This is a genomic window from Nonomuraea sp. NPDC050643, assembly GCF_040654715.1.
GTDB lineage: Bacteria > Actinomycetota > Actinomycetes > Streptosporangiales > Streptosporangiaceae > Nonomuraea.
Window position 1 is genome coordinate 214,155 of the sequence record NZ_JBFAIM010000007.1, and the last position, 24,371, is coordinate 238,525.

The 24,371-nt window shown below is 69.8% G+C and carries 23 protein-coding genes; 10 read left to right on the plus strand and 13 right to left on the minus strand.

Annotation, left to right across the window (positions count from 1 at the left end; genetic code table 11):
- Positions 1-55: 55 nt before the first annotated feature.
- The 4 genes from AB0I15_RS11780 to AB0I15_RS11795 all read right to left on the minus strand — a co-directional run bounded on the left by AB0I15_RS11780 (position 56) and on the right by AB0I15_RS11795 (position 4,866).
- Positions 56-508 carry a GNAT family N-acetyltransferase gene (locus AB0I15_RS11780; RefSeq protein WP_358093391.1) on the minus strand — a complete coding sequence of 151 codons (453 nt, stop codon included), beginning with the start codon at positions 506-508 and terminating at the stop codon, positions 56-58.
- Positions 509-610: 102 nt separating this feature from the next.
- The gene (locus AB0I15_RS11785) at positions 611-2,602 is read right to left on the minus strand and encodes a hypothetical protein (protein WP_358093394.1); all 1,992 of its coding nucleotides are present in this window, start codon (positions 2,600-2,602) and stop codon (positions 611-613) included.
- Between the two features lie 51 nt (positions 2,603-2,653).
- On the minus strand, positions 2,654-3,412 hold the full coding sequence (locus AB0I15_RS11790; RefSeq protein WP_358093396.1) for a hypothetical protein: 759 nt from the start codon (positions 3,410-3,412) through the stop codon (positions 2,654-2,656).
- A 62-nt stretch (positions 3,413-3,474) separates the two neighbouring features.
- Positions 3,475-4,866 carry a sigma 54-interacting transcriptional regulator gene (locus AB0I15_RS11795; protein WP_358093399.1) on the minus strand — a complete coding sequence of 464 codons (1,392 nt, stop codon included), beginning with the start codon at positions 4,864-4,866 and terminating at the stop codon, positions 3,475-3,477.
- Between the two features lie 141 nt (positions 4,867-5,007).
- Between AB0I15_RS11795 and AB0I15_RS11800 the strand changes: the two genes are divergently transcribed.
- The gene (locus AB0I15_RS11800) at positions 5,008-6,213 is read left to right on the plus strand and encodes an FIST N-terminal domain-containing protein (protein WP_358093402.1); all 1,206 of its coding nucleotides are present in this window, start codon (positions 5,008-5,010) and stop codon (positions 6,211-6,213) included.
- Positions 6,214-6,238: 25 nt separating this feature from the next.
- Positions 6,239-7,198 (plus strand): ROK family protein, encoded by a 960-nt coding sequence (locus AB0I15_RS11805; RefSeq protein ID WP_358093404.1) that lies wholly within the window; start codon positions 6,239-6,241, stop codon positions 7,196-7,198.
- 170 nt (positions 7,199-7,368) lie between these two features.
- On the opposite strand, the gene AB0I15_RS11810 is transcribed toward AB0I15_RS11805, so the two are convergent.
- From AB0I15_RS11810 to hppD, 5 genes are all read right to left on the minus strand, one after another.
- Positions 7,369-7,962, minus strand: a complete 594-nt coding sequence (locus AB0I15_RS11810) for a hypothetical protein (RefSeq protein ID WP_358093407.1) — start codon at positions 7,960-7,962, stop codon at positions 7,369-7,371.
- A 68-nt stretch (positions 7,963-8,030) separates the two neighbouring features.
- On the minus strand, positions 8,031-8,576 hold the full coding sequence (locus AB0I15_RS11815; protein ID WP_358093410.1) for an RNA polymerase sigma factor: 546 nt from the start codon (positions 8,574-8,576) through the stop codon (positions 8,031-8,033).
- Positions 8,577-8,649: 73 nt separating this feature from the next.
- A complete protein-coding gene (locus AB0I15_RS11820; protein ID WP_358093412.1) occupies positions 8,650-10,074 on the minus strand; it encodes a M1 family metallopeptidase in 1,425 nt (474 codons plus the stop codon).
- A 44-nt stretch (positions 10,075-10,118) separates the two neighbouring features.
- Complete coding sequence (locus AB0I15_RS11825; RefSeq protein WP_358093415.1) at positions 10,119-10,562, minus strand: RDD family protein; 444 nt, start codon at positions 10,560-10,562, stop codon at positions 10,119-10,121.
- Positions 10,563-10,596: 34 nt separating this feature from the next.
- Entirely contained in the window at positions 10,597-11,706 is a 1,110-nt protein-coding gene (hppD, locus tag AB0I15_RS11830) for a 4-hydroxyphenylpyruvate dioxygenase (protein WP_358093418.1), read from the minus strand.
- Positions 11,707-11,809: 103 nt separating this feature from the next.
- Here hppD and AB0I15_RS11835 point away from each other — a divergent pair, with 103 nt between their 5' ends.
- Positions 11,810-12,289: an Lrp/AsnC family transcriptional regulator gene (locus AB0I15_RS11835; RefSeq protein ID WP_358093421.1), complete on the plus strand. Its 480-nt coding sequence runs from the start codon at positions 11,810-11,812 to the stop codon at positions 12,287-12,289.
- Positions 12,290-12,504: 215 nt separating this feature from the next.
- On the plus strand, positions 12,505-14,532 hold the full coding sequence (locus tag AB0I15_RS11840) for a transglycosylase domain-containing protein (RefSeq protein WP_358093423.1): 2,028 nt from the start codon (positions 12,505-12,507) through the stop codon (positions 14,530-14,532).
- Between the two features lie 46 nt (positions 14,533-14,578).
- Here the strand turns inward: AB0I15_RS11840 and AB0I15_RS11845 are convergent, their stop codons facing one another.
- Positions 14,579-16,579 (minus strand): thioredoxin domain-containing protein, encoded by a 2,001-nt coding sequence (locus AB0I15_RS11845; RefSeq protein ID WP_358093426.1) that lies wholly within the window; start codon positions 16,577-16,579, stop codon positions 14,579-14,581.
- 127 nt (positions 16,580-16,706) lie between these two features.
- Between AB0I15_RS11845 and AB0I15_RS11850 the strand changes: the two genes are divergently transcribed.
- A complete protein-coding gene (locus tag AB0I15_RS11850; RefSeq protein ID WP_358093662.1) occupies positions 16,707-17,855 on the plus strand; it encodes a hypothetical protein in 1,149 nt (382 codons plus the stop codon).
- Positions 17,856-17,877: 22 nt separating this feature from the next.
- On the opposite strand, the gene AB0I15_RS11855 is transcribed toward AB0I15_RS11850, so the two are convergent.
- Genes AB0I15_RS11855 through mca form a run of 3 tightly spaced genes read right to left on the minus strand, consistent with a single transcriptional unit; the run spans position 17,878 to position 19,246 of the window.
- On the minus strand, positions 17,878-18,162 hold the full coding sequence (locus AB0I15_RS11855) for a GNAT family N-acetyltransferase (RefSeq protein WP_358093428.1): 285 nt from the start codon (positions 18,160-18,162) through the stop codon (positions 17,878-17,880).
- Positions 18,163-18,327, minus strand: coding sequence for a hypothetical protein (locus tag AB0I15_RS11860; protein WP_358093430.1), 165 nt, complete (start codon positions 18,325-18,327; stop codon positions 18,163-18,165). It abuts the gene before it with no gap.
- A gap of 34 nt (positions 18,328-18,361) precedes the next feature.
- On the minus strand, positions 18,362-19,246 hold the full coding sequence (gene mca / locus AB0I15_RS11865) for a mycothiol conjugate amidase Mca (RefSeq protein ID WP_358093433.1): 885 nt from the start codon (positions 19,244-19,246) through the stop codon (positions 18,362-18,364).
- Positions 19,247-19,380: 134 nt separating this feature from the next.
- Between mca and AB0I15_RS11870 the strand changes: the two genes are divergently transcribed.
- The 5 genes from AB0I15_RS11870 to AB0I15_RS11890 all read left to right on the plus strand — a co-directional run bounded on the left by AB0I15_RS11870 (position 19,381) and on the right by AB0I15_RS11890 (position 24,334).
- A complete protein-coding gene (locus AB0I15_RS11870; RefSeq protein ID WP_358093436.1) occupies positions 19,381-19,800 on the plus strand; it encodes a DUF4307 domain-containing protein in 420 nt (139 codons plus the stop codon).
- 108 nt (positions 19,801-19,908) lie between these two features.
- Positions 19,909-20,409 carry a transcription elongation factor GreA gene (gene greA, locus AB0I15_RS11875; protein WP_358093438.1) on the plus strand — a complete coding sequence of 167 codons (501 nt, stop codon included), beginning with the start codon at positions 19,909-19,911 and terminating at the stop codon, positions 20,407-20,409.
- A gap of 122 nt (positions 20,410-20,531) precedes the next feature.
- Entirely contained in the window at positions 20,532-21,698 is a 1,167-nt protein-coding gene (locus AB0I15_RS11880) for a C40 family peptidase (RefSeq protein ID WP_358093441.1), read from the plus strand.
- 72 nt (positions 21,699-21,770) lie between these two features.
- Positions 21,771-22,292 (plus strand): hypothetical protein, encoded by a 522-nt coding sequence (locus tag AB0I15_RS11885; RefSeq protein ID WP_358093443.1) that lies wholly within the window; start codon positions 21,771-21,773, stop codon positions 22,290-22,292.
- A gap of 248 nt (positions 22,293-22,540) precedes the next feature.
- Positions 22,541-24,334: a phosphoenolpyruvate carboxykinase (GTP) gene (locus AB0I15_RS11890; RefSeq protein WP_358093445.1), complete on the plus strand. Its 1,794-nt coding sequence runs from the start codon at positions 22,541-22,543 to the stop codon at positions 24,332-24,334.
- The last annotated feature ends 37 nt before the right edge of the window (positions 24,335-24,371 follow it).

The following is a 24,371-nucleotide window of genomic DNA, read 5'->3' on the forward strand; positions in this document are numbered from 1 at the left end:
GCACGGCCACCCAAGTGGACGGCGGCGCCTGACCTCTGATGCCGACCCTCGCGGGTCATCGGAGCACCAGCAGGATGTGCTCGTCCTCGCCGTGCTGGATCGTGCCGGACCGCTGGAACCCGTGCTTCTCCAGCAGCCGCACCGACGCGGTGTTGGCGTGGAAGGGGTCGGCGTGGAGCGGGCGGTTGCGCTCCACGCCGAGGAACAGCTTCAGCGCCCGCGTGCCGACGCCCCGGCCCCAGAACTCGCGCCCGAGCCAGTAGCCGATGAAGCGCCGGTCGTCTTCCCACCAGGCCACCAGGTTGCCCGCCAGGACGTCGTCCACCATGATCGCCTGCACGAAGACGGTCGGGTCGCCGAGGATCTTCGTCTTCCAGTGGGTGAGGAACCTCTCCCGCTCCCGGGGAGCGAACCTCGACCGGCGCACCGCCTCCGGATCGTGCTCCTGCTCCAGGAACACCTCCAGATCGGCCTCCACCACGTCTCTCAGCCGCACAGCCGTACTCATGGTGTGGGAGTCTGCCATCTCGCACCGACAGTTCCAGGGAGGGCGGATGGGGGTCGTGGAGAGGTCTGGACCTGGGACCAGGCGGTGCCGTTGAGGTGTCCGTCAGCGGGCGCGGCGGAGGCGGAGGAAGTCGCTGACCACGTATTCGCCCAGCCGGTCGGCGCTGGGGGAGAAGACGCGGCCCCCGTTCCTGCGGGCCACCTCGTCCACGAACTCCTTCAGCCGGTCGTCGGCCGCCAGCATGAAGATGTTGATCGTGGCCCGCCGCCGGGTCATCTTGTCCACCTCGGCCAGCGTCAGCTCCAGCGTCTCGTGCGACGGCGGCCACTCGAAGGCCGACCTGCCGTTGCGCATGAGGTGCGCCGTCGGCTCGCCGTCCGTGACCACCAACACCACCGGCTCGAAGTCGGGGTGGCGGTCCAGGTGGCGGCCGGCGATCAGGAGGGCGTGGTGCAGGTTGGTGCCCTGGACCATGTCCCAGTCGAGGCCCGCCAGCTCGTCGGCCTGCAGCACTCTGGCGTAGTTGGAGAAGCCGATGATCTGTACGGCGTCCTGCGGGAACTTCGAGGCCACCAGCGCCTGCAGGGCCAGCGCCGTCTGCTTGGCGGCGGCCCAGGTGCCGCGCAGGGCCATCGAGTACGACAGGTCCACGAGCAGGCAGACGGCAGCGGCGCTGCGCCGCTCGGTCTCGGCCACCTCGAAGTCGTCCACCGACAGGCGTACGCCGGCCCGTCCTGCGGCCCTCGGCCCCGTGGCGCGGGCCGGGCGGTCGAGGGTGACGCCGCCGCTGCGGACGCCGTTGACCAGGGTGCGGACCACGTCGATCGGCTGCTCGTCGCCGAAGCGCCACGGCCGTGACGAGCCCGTGAGCTCGCCGGCCGAGCCCGCGTCGTGCTGGTCGTGGTCTCCGCGCCGCCCCGCGTCCAGCGAGGCGAACACCCGCCGCAGCGCGGTCTCGCCCAGGCGGCGTACGGCCTTGGGGGTGAGCTCCAGCTTGCCGCGGCGGCGCAGGAGGTAGCCCTGCTCCTCCAGCTCTCGCTCGATGCGCTTGAGCGCCTCCAGGTCGTCGACCGCCGAGCGGCCCAGCGCACGGCGTACGGCGGCCTCGTCGATGTCGTCGAGCCGCGCGCCCGGGTAGTCCTGGCGCAGGGCGGTCTCGAGCTGGGTGAGGTCGGCCAGCTCCTCCAGGGCCGTCACGGCGTCGCCCATGCCCAGGGGCTCGTCGCCGGTGAGGCGTTCAGGGGCGTTCCAGGCCAGGTCGGGGCGGCGGGCGTAGAGGGCCTCGCCGAGGCGGCGCATCTGGTCCGACAGGCCCGCCTGGTCGAGGGTCTGGTTGATGAGGTTGCCCAGCTCCTCGCGCTGGCGCGGGGTCATCGAGGCCAGCATGCGCTGCGTGGCGGCGGCGCGGCGGGCCAGGATGTCGACGAGCTCTTCAAGGTTGCGGGGCTTCTCGGGGAAGAGGTCGCCGTATTTCGCCATGAAGGCGTCGAAGTCGTCCTGCGTGTGCTCGCCTCGGGAGTCCTTGTCGAGCATGTCGTTCAAGTCCGACATCATCTGCCGGATGCGTTCCATCGCCTCGGGGTCCGGGTTCGCGAGCGCGTCGCGCAGCCCCCGGAACTGGCTGTCCAGGACCTCACGGCGCAGCAGGTCGCGCAGCTCCTCGAACGTCTGCCGCGCCGCCGAGGAGCGCCACTCGTACGTGCTCAGCTCCTGAATGGCGCTGGCCGTGTCCTCGGGCAGCGCGTCGAGCTCGGCCTCCCGCAGCCGCGCGTCGTCCGACGGGTCGGGGAACAGCTCGGCCCGCTCCTGGCCGATGGCCTTGTCGAGCAGCGCCCGCGCCTTCTCCAGGGTGCCGTCGAGCCGCCCGCGCTCCCGCAGGTCACGGCGGCGCCTGCGGACCTCTCTGAGCATGTCGTCCAGCCCGCGCCGGTCCTGTGCGCCGGGCAGGCCGCGCTTGAGCAGGTCGCGCAGGGCGTGGACGGGCGTCGAGCCCGACAGGATCGCGTCGCCCATCTCGTCGAGCGCCGCCCGCACGTCATAGGGCGGAGCCAGGGGGTCGGGGCCGTCGTGGTACTCGCCATAGCGAAAGGCCATCACGAAACCACGCTAACCCGAGAAACGCGGCCATGTGCTCCGGAAAGCCACTCAGGCGTCCCCGAAGACCTCCCAGACCTGGTCCAGGGAGTCGACGCCGGGGGTGTACTCGATCTTCACCAGCACAGGGTGGGCGGTCGTCTTGAGGGCCTTGGTGAGGTGCTGCCAGGTGCACGGCTTCTTGCCCAGGCCGTTCCTGTCGGCGTTGACGGGCCGACCGGCCAGCCAGCCGTCCCCGCAGCGGGCGGTGGTGCGGTTGAAGCCCGTCGTGTACGCGTACCCGAGCTTGATCTTCCTGCCCCCGCTCGCGAACACCACGGTCGTGTCGTTGACCCGCTTGATCGTCCCCCGGGCGGCACGCGTCTCCGGCCTGCCGGAGACCAGGAACTCGTTGACCTTGACGGCCTTGCCGCCCCGGTATTCGGCGCGCAGCGGCACGGGCCCCCTGCCCAGCTCGTCGGACAGGTCGGCGGGCGCGCACGTCGTCCGGCCCAGGCCCTTGGCGTCGAGGGCCACCTGGCCCTCGGTCTCCTTCAGGTCGCACTCCACCGTGATCCGCCCGACCGTCGCCCCGGTGTAGTCGAGGCGCAGCTCCTTGGCCTTGGGGAGCGAGGTGAGCCGGTAACCCTTGAAGCCGTTGGCGTTCTTCACGAACGTGGCCGACTTCGGCACGATGCGCAGGTTGCCCTTGCCGTCGGCCCAGGCGTACCCGTAGACGACGGTGGCGGCGGAGGCGGGCAGGGCGGCGGCGGGCGCGGCGAGAGCGCTCACGGCGAGAGCGGCGACGGTGGCACAGGCGAGCAGGCGCATGGGTGGTCTCCCCCGACGGTGTGATGACTTATCACGTATGACGCGGGAGACCTCCCGGATGTTCAGGTCCGGTAAACCGTCACTCCGTCAACATCCTCCTTGGACAGGCGCCGCATCAGGTAAAGCCCCTCGAGCGCGAACTCCAGGGCCGCCGCCGCGTGGCCGGGCGACTCCTCGCCCGCGCCCATGCCGAGCCGCGACATGACCTTCGCCAGCCCGGTCACGGGGCCGATGCGGTGCAGCAGCTCCCCGGCCGGGACCAGCTCGCCGGACTCCACCTGGTTGCCCTCGGCGAACTTGTCGGTCACCGGCGACAGGTCCATGCCGCCCAGCCGGCTCCTGAACGTCTCGGCGGTCGCCCGGCGCAGCAGGTGGGCCAGGATCTCGGTCTCCCTGCCCTCCTCGCTGACCTCGAACTCCACCTTGCCGCGCAGGCTGTGGACCACGCTGGCCAGGTCGACCACCCGCGCGACGGCCTGGGCCTCGCCCGCGATCGCCGCCCGGCGCACCGCCGAGGCGGCCGCGGTCTCGGCGGCGGCGATCGAGAAGCGGGCCGACACGCCGGAGCGCGCGTCGACGGCGGTCGACTCGCGGACCAACCGGGTGAATCTGGCGATGATCTCGACCAGGTGCTCGGGGACGTCGGCCCCGATGTCCGGCACGGACTCCTGGCGGATGAGCGTCAGCTCGTCTTCGACGGTCATCGGGTAGTGGGTGCGGATCTCGGCGCCGAACCGGTCTTTGAGCGGCGTGATGATCCGGCCCCTGTTGGTGTAGTCCTCGGGGTTGGCGCTGGCGATGAGCAGGATGTCGAGCGGCAGCCGCAGGTTGTAGCCGCGGACCTGGATGTCGCGCTCCTCCAGCACGTTGAGCAGCGACACCTGGATCCGCTCGGCCAGGTCGGGCAGCTCGTTGACGGAGAAGACGCCCCGGTTGGTGCGCGGGACCAGGCCGTAGTGGACCGTCTCCGGGTCGCCGAGCGTGCGCCCTTCCGCGATCTTGATCGGGTCGACGTCGCCGATCAGGTCTCCCACGGAGGTGTCGGGCGTGGCGAGTTTCTCGCCGTAACGCTCGTCCCGGTGCTTCCAGGCGACCGGCAGCTCGTCACCCAGCTCCCGCGCCAGCGACTGGCAGCGCGTGCACGCCGGCGCGTAGGGGTGGTCGTTGATCTCACATCCCTCCACCACCGGCGTCCACTCGTCGAGCAGACCGGTCACCGTGCGGATGAGCCGGGTCTTGCCCTGGCCGCGCTCGCCCAGGAGAACCAGGTCGTGCCCGGCGAGCAGGGCCCGCTCGAGATGTGGCAGGACGGAGTCGTCGAAGCCCACGATGCCGGGGAAGCGGGGCTCGCCCGCTCTCAGCCTGGCCAGCAGGTTTTCCCGGACTTCGGCCTTGACGGTGCGATGAACGTGGCCGCTCTCTCGCAACTCGCGGAGAATACGTGGCTGATGCACGGGATCGAGACTACGTCCCCTGCGAGGAATGTGGCAGAGAGTTTCGCACCTGGCGGAGATTCCGGATCTTGACTATTGCGTGACGGTTCGTGTGCGTGCTTGTCCCTTTAGTGGGGAGAATCGGGCCTAGGGAACTTGGACATGTCGAGGGAGGCGAGACTCGTGGCCTTGATGACCAGCCGCTTCGCCGACGGCCTCGCCGTGGGTTCCGACCTGGTGGAGGCCGCGGAGAACGCCGTCGGTCAGGCACTGTCGAGGCTCAGCGGCCAAGCCGACTTGGTCTGCTTCTTCATCTGCGGCGACGATCCCGATGACGTCGCCCGGGCCGGCCAGGCCGCGATGAAGCTCGCACCCGAGGCGCACGTGATCGGATGCAGCGCCACGGGAGTCATCGGTGACGGGCAGGGGGTGGAGCTGACGCCCGCCGTGAGCGCGTGGGCGGCGACCATGGAGGGGGCGCGGCTGACGACGTTCGCGCTGGAGACCCTGGCCGCGGAGGACAAGTTCGTGGTGGTCGGGCTGCCCGAGCGCGGCGGGGACGACCATGTGGCGATCCTGCTCTCCGATCCGTACAGTTTTCCGACCGACGCCTTCGTCGAGCGCTCGATCGACGTGCTGGGCGACCTGCCGCTGATCGGCGGGCTGGCCAACGGCCTGCAGGGGCGGGGGTCCGTACGACTGTTCGCCGACGGCGAGATCTACACCGAGGGCGCGATCGGCGTGCTGATCAGCGGCCCGGTCAAGGTCAGCACCGTGGTCAGCCAGGGCTGCCGCCCGATCGGGCCCAGCATGGTGGTCACCGCGTCGGAGGACAACCTGCTGCTGGAGCTGGCCGGGCAACCGGCGCTGGCCCGGCTGGAGGACATCGTCAGCGAGCTGGACGAGGACGACCGCGAGCTGGTCGCCTCGGGGCTGCAGATCGGCCTGGCCATGGACGAGTACGCCGAACGCCACGAACGCGGCGACTTCCTCATCAGGGGGGTCATCGGCATCGACCCGGAGCGCGAGGCCGTGGCCATCGGCGACATCGTGGAGATCGGCAGAACCGTACGCTTCCAGGTACGCGACGCCGCCACGGCCGACGAAGACCTCTACGACCTGCTCGACGCCCACCGAGAAGAGCTGGGCAGGGTGGACGGAGCGCTGCTGTTCTCCTGCAACGGGCGGGGCTCGGCCATGTTCGGCACCGCGGACCACGACCCGGTCGCCCTGCGCGACACGCTGGGGCCCATCGGCGTGGCGGGCTTCTTCGCGGCCGGCGAGGTGGGCCCGGTCGCGGGGCACAACCACGTCCACGGGTTCACGGCGTCCGTCCTGGTGTTCTCCAGCGCCGCGAGCGGCTCATGAGCCGGTCAGGACCGGCACGCCGGTCGTGATCCTCGCGATCGACGTCGGCGGCACCAAGATGGCCGCCGGCCTGGTCGCCCGCGACGGCACGCTGGCGTGCTCGCGGCGCGTCGCCACCCCGCAGGACGCGGACGCCGAGACGCTGTGGAAGACGCTCACCGGCCTCGTGGCGCCCCTGGCGCGGGGGCTGGACGGGGTCGGGGTGGGCTGCGGCGGGCCCATGGCCTGGCCGGAGGGCGAGGTCTCGCCCCTGAACATCCCGGGCTGGCGCGGCTTCCCCCTGCGCGCCCGGCTCACGGCGCGCTTCCCCGGTTTACCGGTACGCCTCCACAACGACGCCGTCTGCCTGGCCGTGGCCGAGCACTGGCGGGGCGCCGGGCAGGGCAGCGACGACATGCTGGGCATGGTGGTGTCCACAGGGGTGGGCGGCGGGCTGATCCTGAACGGTCGCCTGGCCAACGGCGGGACCGGCAACGCGGGACACATCGGGCACGTGGTGGTCGAGCCGGAGGGCGGCCCACGGTGCGGCTGCGGCGGCCACGGCTGCCTGGAGGCCGTCGCCCGAGGCCCCGGTCTGACCGCCTGGGCCCTCCGCAACGGCTGGGAACCGGGGACCGCCAAGCCCGGGGACGGAACGTATCCCGAGGAGCGGCAGGTCATGGCGCGGGTGCTGGCGGCGGACGCGCGGGCCGGGGATCCGGTGGCGGTGCTGGCGATGCGCCGGGCCGGGCGCGCGATCGGCGTCGCCGTCGCCTCCGCCACCCACCTGTGCGACCTCGACCTGGTCACGGTGGGCGGCGGGCTGTCGCAGGCCGGTGAGCCGCTGTTCGGCCCGCTGGAGGAGGCTCTGCGCGAGCACGCCCGGATGGGGTTCGCCCGGCGCGTCAAGGTCCTGCCCGCCGCCCTGGGCCAGGAGGCGGGCCTGATCGGCGCCGCCGCACTGCTGCTGGCGGGCGACACCTACTGGGGGACCTCTGGGGCGTGACACGAGGCCCGGCGCCCCCCGCTGCTCGGGAAGGGGCCACCGGGCCTCTGATGGCCGGACCTCTGCCGCCCGGACCTCTGACGGCCGGACGCTGGGGCCGCCGGGTCACCGGGTCCCAGTGACCCGGCCGGGGTGGCCGGTGGTTCAGGCCGCCGGCCCGGGGAGGTGTGTCATCCGGTCTCGGTGTTCAGGCTCGGCCCCTCCTCCCTGGTCTCGCGCTGGACGCCGGGCTCGTCGTCCTTGCGCTCCGAGCCCCCGGACCCGGGCGGCGGGACCGGCATCGAGACGGCCTCGCAGGGCGCGACCGTGCCCTTGACGATCTGCAGCGCGGTCGCGAACGGCGGCCGGTCGTCCCCGTCCTCGCTCTTCGAGACGGTCAGCACCAGCGTCGACCCGGCCGGCACCTGCCCCTTCTCGATCGTGAACCCGATCCCGTCGCCCTCCTTGCGGATGCTCGCCATGAACGGGCCGCCGGGATCGCCGGCCTCGCCGCGCGGCTGCTTGCAGGTCTGGCCCTGCGGCAGGTAGTCCACCACCGACGTGACGCCGGCGGCGGCCAGGTCGGCCTCCAGCCCGTCGGGGTCGGTGAACGAGCTGATCGTCACGCTGACCCCGCCGTCGGAGCCCTTGGTCACCGCGTACGCCGGGCCGCCGCCGACCCCGGTCAGCATGATCACCGCCGTGGTGGCCGCCGCGACCCCCGCCACCGCGGCGGACAGTCCCACGTAACGCCGTCGTCGAGCGGGTGCAACCGTCGTCGTCATCCTGTCCTCCGCCGTCCTCATCGTGATCTCTTCTTTGAGTGCACTGAGAAGGCGATCTTCGAAGTTACTCATATCCGTCCTTCCAGGTACACAGCCGATGGCGAAGCGACGTTCTCGAGGGCACGTCTGGCCCGGTGCAGTCTGACCCGTGCGGTCACGTGCCGGATGCCCAGGGCCCTGGCGGCTTCGGTGACGGTGAGCTGGTCGATCGCGACGAGCTCCAGCACCGCGCGCTCGCCCTCGGGAAGCCCGGCCATGGCCTCCAGAGCGCTGCGCATCCGGCGCTCGGCGTCGATCCGCTCCTCCATCCTCGCGAGATCGTCGTCGTCCATCAGCCGGCGACCGGCGACGCGGCCGTTGGCCCGCGCCTCCCTGGCCGCCTTGCGATGCTGGGCGGACACGACGTTGCGCGCGATGCCGTACAGCCACGCGATCTCGGTACCCCGGCCGGGCACGTAGGTGTGCGCCGAGTCAAGGACCGCCAGGAAGATGTCCGCCGTCAGGTCGGCGGCGAGGTGAGGATCGCTCACCCGCCGGACCACGAAACGCAGGACGGCATCGACGTGGCGGCGATAGAAGGCCTCGAAGGCCGCGGGGTCGTCGTTGAGGCGCACTGGCCTCGCTCCCTTCGTCGTTCGCCCTTACACCTGTTCTTGGACCGGGCGACGGGAAGCGTTTCCGACGAGGTCAGGCGGGCCGGCGGGGCTGGAAGAGCCAGGCGTCGAAGAGCGCGTCGAGCTGTTTGCCGGACAGGCGTTCGGCGAGGTCGACGAAGCTCTCCGTCGTCACGTGACCGTAGCGGTGCTGCGCGGTCCAGGTCTTCAGCAGGCTGAAGAACGTGGCGTCGCCGATGGCCTGGCGCAGGGCGTGCAGCGTCATGCCGCCGCGCGTGTAGACCGACTGGTTGAACAGATCGTTGGGCTTGGCCCGCCCCGGGGGATATTTCCAGATCGCGTCGTCGGCGGGACGCTGGCGGTATTCGTTGAAGAACGCCTCGGCGGTCTTCGAGCCCTTGTGCTCGGACCACAGCCACTCGGCGTAGGTGGCGAAGCCCTCGTTGAGCCAGAGGTCCTTCCACCGCTTGATGCTCAGGCTGTTGCCGAACCACTGGTGCGCCAGCTCGTGCGCGATGATCGACTCGTCGGGGTCGAAGCCGCCGTAGAGCGGCTTGGTCTGGTTTTCCAGCGCGTAGCCGGCGGAGTAGTCGTCGACCATACCGCCGGTCGAGGAGAACGGGTAGGGGCCGAAGACCTGGGACCAGTAGTCGGTGATCTCACCGGAGGTGGTGTAGAGCCCGTCGAGCGAGCTCTTGAACTTCGGGTCGGCGGCGGCGAAGTTGGGGATGCCGGCGGGCGTGCTGCCGCTGCGCGTCTCGAACTTGCCCATCGTGGCCGTCGCCAGGTAGGTCGCCATCGGGTGCCGCTCACGCCACCGGTAGGTGGTCTTGCCCCCCACCGTGGTGGGCTGCCCGGTCTGCTCGCCGTTGGCCAGCGCGACCACCCCGGCCGGGACGGTGATCGCGAAGTCGAACGTGGCCTTGTCGGCGGGATGGTCGTTGCCGGGGAACCAGGTCTTGGAACCGTTGGGCTCGGAGGCCACGAACGCGCCGTCGGCCGTGGCGATGAAGCCGTAGGTGCCCAGGTTCGCGCTGTCCTTGGCCGGCTTGGGCACGCCGGAGTAGGCGACCCTGACGGTGAACGTGGAACCCGTGCGGATCTTCGACGCGGGCCGGACGGTCAGCTCGTCGCCCTGCCGGGTGAACGTCGCGGGGGAGCCGCCGACCGTGACCTGGCGTACGCCCAGCCCGGCCAGGTCGAGGTTGAAGCTCGACAGGTCCTGCGTGGCGCCGGCCTTGATGGTGGTCACGCCCTCGAGCCGCTTGGTCGTCGGCGTGTAGTCGATCACGAGGTCGTAGTGGGAGACGTCGTAGCCGCCGTTTCCGTCCTGGGGGAAGTCGGGGTCGCCGATGCCGGGAGCACCCGCCTGGGCGGTGGACGTCTCGTTCGACAGCCTGCTCGACGAGCCGGTGGGAGGTGGTTCGTCGGCCGGCGCGCACGCGAGCGCGCTGACGAACGCGGCGAGCATGACCAACCCGCGTCTTCTGACACGCATGGCGACGATCCCCCTTCGAACGGTGACCAAGATATTACGCTGGGTCAGGCGACCACGACGACCGTCCTGGCGGCCTTGTCGTGCAGCGCCTGTTTACGGGGGTCGAAGAGGATCCAGCCCAGATCCACCAGCAGGCCGACACAGCAGAGCCAGGCGAGCACGGTCGCCACGGCCTGCCGGACGGCCGCCTGTCCCACGCCTATCCTCGCGCCGTGCTCCGTCACCACGCGGATGCCGAACATCTTCTTGCCCAGCGTCTGACCATTCCAGAAGGCATGCAGAAGCCAGAAGTACAGGAAGGCCACGAGCCCGGCCAGAAAGGTGTGCTCCACCGGGTAGCGGTCCCAGGCGCCCCTGTTGTCGTCCCAGGCGTAGCCCCAGCTCGTCCAGCTGAAGGGGGCCGAGACGATGTTGACGATCAGCCAGTCGAGGACGCCGGCGAACAACCGCCGCCAGCGTCCCGCCAGCCCTGGTGGTGGCGATCCCATGAATTCTGGATGACCACCATTAAGTCGGGACAAACTAAAGGTTGCCCCTGCGTTCCTGCTCCCGCTCGATCGCCTCGAACAGCGCCTTGAAGTTGCCCTTGCCGAAGCCGAGCGAGCCGTGCCGCTCGATGAGCTCGAAGAAGACCGTGGGCCGGTCCTGCACCGGCTGGGTGAAGATCTGCAGCAGGTAGCCGTCCTCGTCGCGGTCCACGAGGATCTTGCGCTTCTTCAGCTCCTCGATCGGGGCCCGCACCCGCCCGATGCGCGCCCGCAGCTCCGGGTCGTCGTAGTAGGAGTCGGGCGTCTCCAGGAATCGCACGCCGGCCGCCCGCATGTGGTCGACCGTGGTCAGGATGTCGTTGGTGGCCAGTGCGATGTGCTGCACGCCGGGGCCGCCGTAGAACTCGAGGTACTCGTCGATCTGCGACTTCTTGCGGCTGACGGCCGGCTCGTTGAGCGGGAACTTGACCTTGCGCGTGCCGTCGGCCACGACCTTGGACATGAGCGCCGAGTATTCGGTGGCGATGTCGTCGCCCACGAACTCGGCCATGTTCGTGAAGCCCATGACCTTGCGGTAGAACTCCACCCACTCGTCCATCTTGCCCAGCTCGACGTTGCCGACGCAGTGGTCGACCGCCTGGAACAACCGGCCGTTCTTCGTCGCGGGCGGCGCCACCAGCGGCTCCGCGGGCGCGTAGCCCGGCAGGTAGGGGCCGCCGTAGTTGGACCTGTCGACCAGGGTGTGCCGCGTCTCGCCGTACGTGGCGAGGGCCGCGAGCACCACCTTCCCGTGCTCGTCCTCCATCGTGTACGGCTCCACCAGCCCCTCGGCCCCATGGGCGACCGCGTAGGCGTACCCCGCCTCCACGTCTGGCACCTGGATGGCCAGGTCGATCACCCCGTCACCGTGCGCGGCGACGTGCCGCGCCAGGTCCGTGCCGGGCCGGATCGAGGACCGGAGCTCGAACGTGGCGCCGCCCGAGGCCAGCACGTACGCGACCACGTCCCGGCTGCCGTTCTCCGGCCCGCGGTAGGCCACGAGCCGCATGCCGAACGCGGTCGAGTAGTAGTGGGCGGCCTGCCTGGCGTTGCCCACGGCGAACACCACGGCGTCCATGCCATTGACCGGAAAGACATCATTCATACCGTCAACTGTGGTTTTACCTGGACGAGTTGCGCAAGAGTTACCTCGATGAGTGCACAATCTGCCTAGCTGTCCAGGGAAATGTCCGGTAGATCTGTACAGCATGACAATCGATGATCTGGACGCCCGGCTGATCTCCCTCCTGACCGGCGAGCCCCGGCTGGGCGTGCTCGAATGCTCGCGCCGGCTCGGGGTGGCCCGCGGCACGGTCCAGGCCCGGCTCGACCGGCTCGTGGACAGAGGGGTGATCACGGGCTTCGGGCCCGACGTGTCGCCGGCGGCGCTCGGCTACGGGGTCACCGCGTTCGTCAGCATGGAGATCCGGCAGGTCGCCGGGCACGATCCGGTGGCCGACCGGCTGGCCCGCATCCCCGAGGTGCTGGAGGTGCACACGATCACCGGTGACAGCGATCTGCTCTGCCGGGTGGTCGCGCGGACCAATGCCGATTTGCAGCGGGTTATCGACGAGATCGTAGACGTTCAGGGTGTACTGCGGACTAATTCGATCATCGCCCTCGACACCCCGGTTCCCTACCGAGTGCTGCCCTTGGTCGCCGATGTTCCCCGGCGTGGCGGACGCTAGTCGTACTATCACTTTGGGACGAGGCACCATTATCGATCGTTTACCCTTGGCATTCGCCCAGCTTGCGGGGGTTGGGCGACGCTTGACGAGGGGGGTCGAGGGTGCGGAGTGGTGGTGTGAACGGAATGCGAAAGCGGCGGATTCTCCGGGTTGTACTGATTTCTTTTGGCGCGGGAATCCTCGTACTGGCCGGGCTTTTCGCCATTGCGTGGGCGATGACTCCCATTCCGGATACGACCCAGAAACAGGCCACCGCGCAAGGCTCGGTGATCTATTACCGCGACGGCAAGAGCGTGCTCGCCCGGCAGGGCATCGACCGCAGGCGGGTCGAGCTGGCCAAGGTGCCGAAGCACGTGCGCGACGCCGTCATCGCGGCCGAGAACCGCTCGTTCTACGAGGACGGCGGCGTCTCCATGAAGGGCACCGCGCGGGCCGTCTGGTCCACCGTCACCGGCAAGCAGTTGCAGGGCGGCTCGACCATCACCCAGCAGCTCGTGCGCAACTACTACAGCGGGCTGAGCCAGGAGCGTTCGGTCACCCGCAAGTTCAAAGAGATCCTCATCGCGATGAAGGTCGACCAGTCGCGCTCGAAGGACTGGGTGCTGGAGCAGTACCTCAACACGATCTACTTCGGCCGCGGCGCCAACGGCGTGCAGTCGGCCGCCCGCGCCTACTTCGGCAAGGACGTCGAGAAGCTGACCGTGTCCGAGGGCGCCTACCTGGCCTCGGTCATCCAGCAGCCCAGCAGGTTCGCCGACCCCAAGGGCTCCGACCTGGCGGCGGCCAGGGAGCGCTGGCAGTCGGTGATCGACGCGATGCGCCAGACGGGCACACTGCCCGCCGGGCAGGCGGCCACCGAGAGGTTCCCCGAGCTGACGACGCCGAAGAAGCCGTTCGAGCTCAAGGGCCAGGCCCAGTACATGCTCGAGCAGGTGACCGCCGAGCTCAACCGGCGCGGCTACACCGACGAGGACATCAACGGCGGCGGGCTCAAGATCGTCACGACGTTCGACAAGAAGCTCATGCAGGCCGCCGAGCGGGCGGTCGAGGACACCCTGCCCGACGCCACGCCCAAGAAGGTACGCACGGGGCTCGCGGCCGTCGATCCCGCCTCCGGCGAGGTGGTCGCCTTCTACGGGGGGCGCCCGTCGCAGTCGAAGTACTACGACAGCGCGTTCAGGTCCAAGGTGATGGCCGGGTCCACGTTCAAGCCGTACACGCTGGCCGCGGCCCTCGACAACGGCTTCGACCTGTCCACCAGGGTCAACGGCAACTCCCCGATGCGCGTGGCGTCGGCCGCCGAGCCGATCCCCAACGACAGCGGGCGCTCCTACGGCCAGATCAACCTGGTCAGCGCCACCCAGAACTCCGTCAACACCGCGTTCGTGGACCTCGGCCAGAAGGTCGGCCTCGACAAGGTCGCCAAGACCGCCGAGGCGGCCGGCATCCCCGCCGCCCAGCTCCAGCAGCACCAGAGCGCCGCCTCCTTCCCGCTCGGCGTGGCCTCGGTCAGCGCCGTCGAGAACGCCTCGGGCTTCTCCTCCTTCGCCAACAAGGGCGTCCACATGGAGGCGCACGTGGTGAAGTCGGTCACCACCGCGGAGGGCCGCAAGGAGGTCGTCAAGCCGGCCTCGACGAAGGTGGTCTCCGAGCAGGCGGCCGCGGACACGGCGTACGCGATGCAGCAGGTCGTCAAATACGGCACCGGCACCGCCGCCCGCCTCTACGACCGCCCGGTGGCCGGGAAGACGGGCACCACCGACGACTCCAAGTCGGTGTGGTTCAACGGCTTCACGCCGCAGCTCGCGGTGGCGGTGGACATGTTCCGCGACGACAACGCCACGGTCACGATCCCGGGCTACGGCACCCAGTTCGGCGGGCAGTTGCCGGCGCAGATCTGGCGGGCGTTCATGACCGAGGCCATGGAGGGCAAGCCGGTCGAGGAGTTCCCCGAGCCGTCGGACTACGGCTACTCCTCCGACTACTCGATGCCGGACGAGGAGCAGGACGTCCCTGACCCGGACTACACGCCGCCGGCCGACCAGGACGACTGGGACACGCCGGAGCCGGACCCGAGCGAGCCCGAGGCCACGGGCCCGCCGCCGTCGGAGACGCCGGAGGACGACGGCCGCCAGGACGACGAGCCCGAGCAGCAGTCAGGCCCGACGCCCACCCAGCTCCCCGACCAGCCCTCGGTCCAGCAGGAACCCGGCCCCACCAACAGCCGCCGGCTGACCGGCTGACGACCGAGCGGCCGACCGAACCGAGCGGCTGACGGCCTGACGACCGTCAGCCCGCCAGTTCCTCGCGCAGTCTCTCGGCCGTCGTGACCGGCGTCCGGCAGGTGAACCCGCGGCACACGTAGGCCGCCGGCGCCTCCCCGACCGGTCCGCGGCCCTCCAGCAGCGCGGGGAAGACCTCGTCACGGGGCACGAGGGGGTCGCCGACGCCCCGGTCGGCCGAGTCGCCGGAGCCGAGGGCCACCACCAGCCCGGGCACGTCCGCCAGCAGCGCCTCCCGGTGCAGCTCCGCCGTACGCGGATCGTCGGGCGGCCCCACGACGGCCACCTCCACGGGCCCGGACAGCGCCGCCCGCGCCACGGCCAGCCCCCACCCGGCGAACCTGGCGTGCCCCGTGGCGAGCACCGACACAGTGCCGAGCGCGGCCTGGGCGGCCTCCCGGTGACGCGTGGAGCCGGTCAGCGCGCCGTAGGACAGCAGGGCGCCCGCGGCGGCGTACTGGCCGGAGGGGGTGGCGTTGTCGGTGGGGTCCTGCGGGCGCTGGAACAGCCGCTCGGCGTCGTCGGCGGTGTCGTAGAAGCCGCCCGCCTCATCGGTGAACCGGTCGAGCACGGTGTCCAGCAGCGATCCGGCCAGCCGCAGCCATCGGGCCTCGCCGGTGACGCCGTAGAGAGAGATCAGGCCCTCGGCCACGTTGGCGTAGTCGTCCAGCACCCCGGCGTTCGTGCCCGCCCTGCCGTCGCGTGAGGTGCGCAGGAGCCTGCCGTCCGCCACGTGCGTGCCCGCCAGCAGCTCCGCCGCGGCCGTGGCGGCCTCGACGAGGTCGGGGCGCTCGAACACCGCGCCGGTCTCCGCCAGCGCCGCGATGGCCAGGCCGTTCCAGGAGGCCACGATCTTGTCGTCGCGGCCGGGACGGACGCGGTGCTCCCGGGCCGCCAGCAGCCGCGCCCGCACGTCCGCGTGGCGCTCGGGGTCTTCGGGGTCGCGCGGAAGCCGGAGCACGGACATGCCGTGCTCGAACGTGCCCGTAGCCGTCACGTCGAAGAGCCCGGCGGCCCAGCGGCCGTCGTCGTCGCCGAGCGCCTCGCGCAGCTCCCCGGGCGTCCAGACGTAGAACTTGCCCTCCACGCCCTCGCTGTCGGCGTCGAGGGCCGAGGCGAAGCCGCCCTCCGGCGTGCGCAGCTCGCGCAGCAGCCAGTCGGCGGTCTCCATCGCGATCCGCCGCGCCAGTTCGCCGCCGCCGGCCTTCCACCAGTGCGTGTAGACCCGCAGCAGCAGCGCGTTGTCGTAGAGCATCTTCTCGAAGTGCGGCACCACCCATCCGGCGTCCACGCTGTAGCGCGCGAAGCCGCCGCCGAGCTGGTCGTAGATGCCGCCGCGGGCCATGGCGCAGAGCGTCCTGCCGCTCATCTCGCGCTCGCCGTCGCGCAGCAGGAACTCCAGCACCATCGACGGCGGGAACTTGGGCGCCCCGCCGAACCCGCCGTTCGCCTCGTCGAACGACCCCCGCAGGTTGTCCGTCGCCTGCCGCAGCGCCTCCTCACCCGGCACGGCCCCGCTGGGCAGCGTGGTGTTGGCGTTGAGCGCCTCCACCACCTTCGCCCCCTGCCGCAGCACGGACTCCCTCTCGCCGGTCCACACCCTGTGCACCTCGGAGAGCAGGCGCCGGAAATGGGGACGCGGGAAGTAGGTGCCGCAGTAGAACGGATGCCCGTCGGGCGTCGCGAACACCGTCATCGGCCAGCCGCCCTGCTGGGTCATGGCCTGCGTGGCGCTCATGTAGACGGCGTCCACGTCGGGCCGCTCCTCGCGGTCGACCTTGACGTTGACGAAGTGCTCGTTCATCAGCAGCGCGGTCTCGGCGTCCTCGAAGCTCTCATGGGCCATGACATGGCACCAGTGACAAGCGGAGTAACCCACGCTGATGAGCAACGGCACATCGCGGCGCCGGGCCTCCGCGAACGCCTCCTCGCCCCATGGATGCCAGTCCACGGGGTTGTCCGCGTGCTGGAGCAGGTAGGGGCTCGTGGCGTTTTTCAAGCGGTTCATCAGGACCTCCCCCGCTCACCCTAAACCGCGCGCACTCCCCGGCCATGGAGCAGGTCACGGCTGAGCGGATCTCCGCGCTCCCAGGCTGACTAGGAGGTCGGGGACGGCGTAGGTTACGGGCGTGGATATGGACTTCGTCTGCGCCCACGCAGGCCGCCCCGCGACCGCCATCACGCGCAGGGACGTGGCACGCGCGCTGCTCGCCGTACCGTCGGGGGTGGCGCTCGTGGCGCTGCCCGACCTGCGGCGGGCGATGATGTCGGCGGGCAACCCGCTCTCGCTCCCGTTCTGGGAGTCCGCCAAGGCGACGCTCGGCTCGATCGAGGCGGGGGTGGCCACGGTCGGCGACGTGCAGCGGTGGGTCGAGTCCACCGGCACCGAGCCGATCCTCATGACGCCCAGCTACTTCGTCTGGCCGGAGGAGGACGAGCGCGGGCCCGTGGCGTCCGAGATGTTCGGGCGGCTGGTGGCGTACCTGGAGGAGTTGGTGGCGTCCGGGGAGGTCGAACCGGACGCGCTGGCCGCCGGTGACGCGGAGGCGCGGCGGGCCTATGAGGAGCTCCAGGAGCGCTGGCTCGGCACGCCGCTGGGCGATGGCCGGGTGCCCGGGTTCGCGGTGAGCGACGAGCAGGACGAGGAGCTGTTCGCGGCGTGGGACGAGGAGGAGGCGTTCGCGTTGTCGGAGCTGCGGCGCATCACGGCGGGGCTGTCCAAGCAGCCCGAGCTGCCCGCCGACGATCTCGACGCGGCGGCGGCGCGCCTGCGCGACCTGATCGCCCTGCCCGGCTACCCCGGCAACGTGCTGCGGGCCTGCGCCGGGTTCGACGACCGGCCGTTGCCCGACGACGACCATGAGCTGTGGCTGGCGGTGGCGGCGGGCATCGCGGGACCCATCTCGGACCTGTCGGAGGGCGGCGACGTGCTGGAGGAGTTCGCCGACCTCGACGGAGACCTCAGCGAGGAGGACACCGCGCTGGCCAACCTCTGCGCCATCCAGCACGCGGACTGGCTGGCGGGGGTGGCGGCGCTGGCCAGGATGGGGCCGGGCGTGCTGGCCTCGCCCGAGCGCATGGCCCGGCTCATCGCGGAGTCGGAGGACATCGACGTCGACGACCAGGACATCGACGACCTCGACGCCACGGAGGGGCTCTTCACGTCGGTCGTGAGCCTGTGGGTCTATCTGGGCATCGTGAACGAGGACGAGGTGCTCACCCCGCTGGGCTGGTGGGGCCTGCCCAAGGCGCTCGAACGCGCCTGGGCGCCGTCCACGGACTGAGCGAGTCGTCCACGGACCGAGATCACTCCTTGTCCGCGAGCTCCGCGAACTCGGGGTGGCGCTCGATGTATTTCGCGACGTACGGGCACCGCGGCACGACCCGCAGACCGGTGTCGGCGCTCGCCTGCAGGGCGTGCCCGACCAGTCGGCCCGCCAGGCCCTGCCCTTCGTAGGCGGGCAGGACCTCGGTGTGGGTGAAAACGACCTTGGTGGGCAGCAGGAGATAGTCGGCGAACCCGGCGACCTTGCCGTCCACGAGGAGCTCGAACCGGCTCTCCGTCGAGTTGTCGACGATTTCTATCGGCATCTACTCGGCTTTCTTGTCGTCAGCTTCGCCCTCGTGCGGCACCTGGATCTTCGACATCTGTTTGTTCATCGACTTGATCAGGATATACAGGGCGAACCCGATGAGGGCGACGACGACGAAGCCCAGGAGACCAGGGCTCACATCACCTGCTGCTAGAACGGTCACACTTCCAGTCTGCCACCGGCGGGCCGTGGTCCCGTCAGTGGTGGGCGGGGGAGACCTCCTCGGCGTGGATGCCCGCGAACAGGTCGTCCTCCGGCAGGTCGGTGTCCACCAGCGAGCGCGCCAGATGGTAGTCCTCGGTCGGCCAGATCTCCTGCTGCAGCTCGCGCGGGCAGACGAACCAGAAGCCCTCGGGGTCGACCTGGGTGGCGTGCGCCAGCAGGGCCTCGTCGCGGATCTCGAAGTAGTCGCCGCACGGCACGCGCGTGGTCACCGGCCACTTGGCCGGGCGGTCCTCCCAGCGGGAGATCCAGTCGGCGTAGGGGGAGCCGAGGCCGCGCTCGGTCATCGCCTCGTGCAGCGCCTCGAAGCGCTCCTTGGTGAAGCCCATCTGATAGTAGAGCTTCAGCGGCTGCCAGGGGTCGCCGGTGCCGGGGTAGCGGTCGGGGTCGCCGGCCGCCTCGAAGGCCTCGACGGAGACCCTGTTGGTCATGATGTGGTCGGGGTGCGGGTAGCCGCCGTCGTCGTCGTACGTGATGATCACGTGCGGCCTGAACTCGCGGACGGCCGCCACCAGCGGCGCCGAGGCGTCCTCCAGCTTCTGCAGGCCGAAGCAGCCTTCGGGCAGCTCCTCCTCCTCGCTCTCGGGCAGCCCCGAGTCGATGAAACCCATGAAACGCTGGCCGACACCGAGGATCTCGCGCGCCCGGGCCATCTCGGCCCTGCGCACCTCCCCGATGTTGGCGACGATCTCAGGCCGGTCCATCTTCGGGTTGAGCACGGATCCGCGCTCACCGCCCGTGAGGGTACAGACCAGCACTTCCACGCCTTCACGCACGTAACGCGCCATCGTGGCGGCGCCCTTGCTCGACTCGTCGTCGGGGTGGGCGTGGACGGCCATCAGCCTCAGCGGTGCACTCACGAGCTCGATGCTCCTCAGTCAGGACCAGTCAGTCGCCCAGAGAGGTTAGTTTCTGCTGGGCGGTCGCGAGGGCACACCCCTCGCGGGCGACAATTGTCTCGGATAACGCTGAGGGAGTGCAGGGAGATTCCGCCATGGTCACCAGAGATGTCGAGAACGGACCCGTTCTCGGCACACCCGACGACTTTCCCGATCGTCCCAAGCGAGGTGGCCGGCTCGTCGTCCACGTGGTGATCGGCGTGCTGGTGGCCATCGTCGCCGGTGGCTGGGGCTACGTCATGTGGTCGATGACGGCAGGCGGCTCTGAGGCGCCGTCGCAGGTGGTGACGTTCACGGTCAACGGCCCGAGCCGGGCCGAGATCACCTTTGAGGTGTACAAGCCAGACGATAGGGTGGCCGTCTGCAGGATCAGGGCCCTGGACGTCGATCACGCGGAAGTGGGCAGCAAGGAAGTAAGAATCCCGGCTGGTGAGGGTAGTAAGCAGCTCAAGGAAAGCCTCGACACGAGTGGTCAGGCGACTTCCGTCCACATCCAGTACTGCAATCTCGTATAGTGAGACATTTGGGGAAGCGTTCGAGCGGTTAACTTGTTAGCCTTTCGCAATTCAACCGTACGCAACCTCAGATGATCTCAGGGCCCCCTAGGCAAGCAAGGAGAACCCGTGGCCGACTCTCGCGATGAGAACGTCACATGGCTGACGCAGGAGGCGTACGACCGCCTGAAGGCGGAGTACGAGTATCTCTCTGGCCCCGGGCGCGTCGACATCGCCAAGAAGATCGAGGCCGCCCGTGAAGAGGGTGACCTGAAGGAGAACGGCGGCTACCACGCGGCCAAGGACGAGCAGGGCAAGATGGAGGCCCGCATCTTCCACCTCCGGCAGATCCTCGACAACGCCCAGGTGGGAGAGGCCCCCAAGGCCGAGGGCGTGGTGGGCCCCGGTATGACCGTGACCATCAGGTTCGTGGGTGACGACGACGAGGTCACCTTCCTGCTCGCCTCCCGTGAGGAGAGCGGAGCGCCGATCGACGTCTACTCGCCCAAGTCCCCGCTGGGTTCGGCGATCAACGGCAAGAAGATCGGAGAGAAGGCGACCTATTCCATGCCCAACGGCCGCCAGAACACCGTCGAGATCCTTGAGGCAGTGCCGTACATCGGCAACTGACCCCCCAGGACAACGACCGCCGGGCCCCCGTTGGCCCGGCGGATTTTTCGCGTTCCTCTGGAATTCGGCAAGATCTGAGTTTTCTAGTCAAAACGCGTAAGCGGCGTGACACGTACAAACTGGTGCCGTTCATCGTCGTGGCGCTGGTCGCGGTGCTCACCGCCGACGTGCTGCTGCTGGTGCAGTCGAGCGAGCAGGCGACCCCCTCCGCCGGCCGGGTCACGCCCAGGCAGACGCCGCTCTCCCAGAAGCGGCCCCTGGAGCAGGCCGAGCAGCCGGCGCCGCAGCAGCCGGCCCGGTCGCTCACGCCGGTGCAGCCGCTGCGCAAGCTGCACAAGCCGAACCTGTTCGTGCTCACGCGCAAGCCGTTCACCAACGAGCTCTTACAAAAGGTCGCCAAGTTGTCCGGCGTGCGTGCGCTGGAACTGGCCGACGCGGCCTCCATCACGCTCGACGGCAAGCGGGTGCAGACGCTGGCGGTCAATCCGTCCACGTTCCGTGCGTACACGCCCAAGGTGACCGCCTCGTCCGACGCGCTGTGGCAGAACGTGGCCGCGGGTGACGTGGCGGTCTCGTTCGTGCTCGGCAACGACGGCGGGCTCGCGCTGCACAGCCGCGTGTCGGCCCCGGCGGGGCAGCTCCGGGTCGGCGCGTACGCCACCACCGGCTTCGGCGCCGTCGACGCCGTCGTGTCCAAGGACGTCGGCCGCACGCTCGGGCTGCCGCACGACAACGCGCTCATCGTCAGCGCGCCCAAGACCAACTCCGAGACCCTGCGCAAGGCCATCCTGCGCGCGATGCCCAAGGGCACCCAGGTGGCCATGGTCAACCCGGTGCTGCCGCAGCCGCGGCAGAAGGTGACGCAGCGGAACTGGCCGACCGGCTCGTTCATGACGGGGGAGCAGCTCACCGCGGCGCTCACGGCCGCCGCCTCCAAGCTCGGCCGCCCGTACGTGTGGGGCGCCGAGGGCCCCGACACCTTCGACTGCTCGGGCCTGGTCCAGTGGGCCTACGGGCAGGCCGGGGTGCGCATGCCGAGGGTGACGCACCAGCAGTGGGTGACGGGGCCGCAGGTGCCGTTCGATCAGGCGCAGCCGGGCGATCTGCTCTTCTGGCGCAATGACCCGACGAACCCCGACTACATCTCGCACGTGGCGATCTATTGGGGCAAAGGGCAGATGCTGCACGCGCCGCGTACCGGCGACGTGGTCAAGATCGCTCCTGTGAGCACCCGCAACCTGGCCGGTGTCGTACGCGTCAGCCCCGCCGCGTCGGGCCAGGTCCGCTAGAAGCCCTGCCACCAAGGACAGACCGTGGTTTCCGCGCGTGCAAAGCAGGTGCAACTATGTAATGTTGATTACATGACAACAGATGATGTGACGGCACAGGTGCGCGGCTGGTTCACCGGTCGGCTGCCCGAGGGGTGGTTCACCGGCGCGCCCGAGATCGTCAGGGACCGCGAGGAGATCGCGATCCTGGGCACCCTGCCCGACCCGCCGGACGACGTGCCCGAAGCCGAGCGGGCAGCCCTGATCGAGGGCCTGGCCCGGCGCTTCAGGGAGGAGACCCGCGAGCGGCGGATCGAGATCGCCAGGGAGGCCGAGCGCAAGTTCCGGCAGAAGGTGTCCTGGGGCGTGGTCTGCGGCGGCGAGACTGTGATGTTCACCACACTGTCCGTGCCGGTGATGACGCGCCTGCGCCAGTCGGAGCGCCAGGTCCTCGACACGCTCGTGGCCGCGGGCGTGGCCAGAAGCCGCAGCGACGCGCTCGCCTGGTGCGTCCGCCTGGTCGGCAAGAACACCGACACGTGGCTGGCCGAGCTGCGCGATGCCCTCCAGCATGTCGACCGGGTTCGCTCCGCGGGGCCCGACGTCAATTCCTAGACCACGCAGCGGAAACGGCCCGAGCATTGGACTAAACCACTTGCGAAATTGGTTTAGACCAGCCCGATTGGACTAAACCACTGCTCGGAATTGCTTCTTTTAAATCTGCTTCGCGTGGGTAGGCTCCCCCAATCGTCAGGGCCGCTGCCTGCGGCGACGGTCGCGCCAATAGGTCTATGCCAATTGGCTTTCATGCCGCTTCGTCGTTAATGATGACTGGGCCCTGAGAGAGTGGAGGAGTCGAAGTCGTGTCCGTTTCCGTGGAAGTAACCGCACCGACCAGCAATCGCGAATTGGCCGCGTGGGTGAACGAGATCGCTGCCCTGACCCAGCCGGACCGCGTCGAGTGGTGCGACGGGTCGGAGGAGGAGTGGACGCGTCTGACGAACCTCCTCGTCGAGCAGGGGACGCTCACGCGCCTGGCCGCCCGGCCCAACAGCTTCTACGCCAAGTCCGATCCCACGGACGTCGCCCGCGTCGAGGACCGCACGTACATCTGCTCCGAGCGTGAGCAGGACGCCGGGCCCACGAACAACTGGATCGCCCCGGACGAGATGCGCCAGACGTTCGGCGAGCTGTTCAAGGGCTGCATGCGCGGCCGCACGATGTACGTGGTCCCGTTCTGCATGGGCCCGCTGGGCGGCGAGATCTCGCAGCTCGGCGTGGAGATCACCGACTCGCCGTACGTCGCCGTCTCCATGCGCGTCATGACCCGCATGGGCGACCGGGCGTTGCGCCTCATCGAGGAGAGGGGCGACTTCGTCAAGGCCGTGCACTCCGTCGGGGCGCCGCTCGGGCCCGGTGAGGCCGACAAGCCCTGGCCGTGCAGCTCCACCAAGTACATCAGCCACTTCCCCGAGACCCGCGAGATCTGGTCCTACGGCTCCGGCTATGGCGGCAACGCCCTGCTCGGCAAGAAGTGCTACGCCCTGCGCATCGCCAGCGTCATGGCCCGCGACGAGGGCTGGATGGCCGAGCACATGCTCATCCTCAAGCTCACCCCGCCCTCCGGCGAGACCCGCTACATCGCCGCCGCCTTCCCCAGCGCCTGCGGGAAGACCAACCTCGCCATGCTCCAGCCCACGATCCCGGGCTGGAAGGTCGAGACGATCGGCGACGACATCGCCTGGATGCGCTTCGGCGACGACGGCCGCCTCTACGCGATCAACCCCGAGGCCGGCTTCTTCGGCGTCGCGCCCGGCACCGGCCAGGTGACGAACGCCAACGCGATCAGGACGCTCTGGGGCAACAGCATCTTCACCAACGTCGCGCTCACCGACGACGGCGACGTGTGGTGGGAGGGCCTGACCGACGAGCCGCCCGCGCACCTGACCGACTGGAAGGGCCGCTCGTGGACGCCTGACAGCGACGAGCCCGCCGCCCACCCGAACGCCCGCTTCACCACCCCGGCCTCCCAGTGCCCGACCATCGCGGCCGAATGGCAGGACCCCAAGGGCGTGCCGATCTCAGCGATCTTGTTCGGCGGTCGCCGCGCCACCGCCGTGCCTCTGGTGACAGAGTCGCTGAGCTGGCAGCACGGCGTCTTCCTCGGAGCCAACGTCGCCTCCGAGAAGACCGCCGCCGCCGAGGGCAAGGTCGGCGAGCTGCGCCACGACCCGTTCGCCATGCTGCCGTTCTGCGGCTACAACATGGGCGACTACTTCGGCCACTGGCTGGACATCGGGCAGCGCAAGGGCGCCCGGCTGCCGCGCATCTACTACGTCAACTGGTTCCGCAAGAACGCCGACGGCAAGTTCATCTGGCCCGGCTTCGGCGAGAACAGCCGCGTGCTCAAGTGGATCGTGGACCGGCTCAACGGCGAGGCCGAGGCCGTCTCCACCCCGATCGGCCTGCTGCCCGACGGCCTCGACACCGACGGCCTGGACCTGTCGGACGAGGACCTGCGCACGCTGCTCACCGTCGACAAGGACGTGTGGAACGAGGAGGCCGCGCTGATCCCGGCCCACTTCGACAAGTTCGGCACCCACCTGCCGAAGGAGCTGTGGGACGAGTACAACGCGCTGCTCGACCGGCTCAGCTAGCCGAGCCTCTTGTGCGGTACGGCGGTGCCGCCCTTAA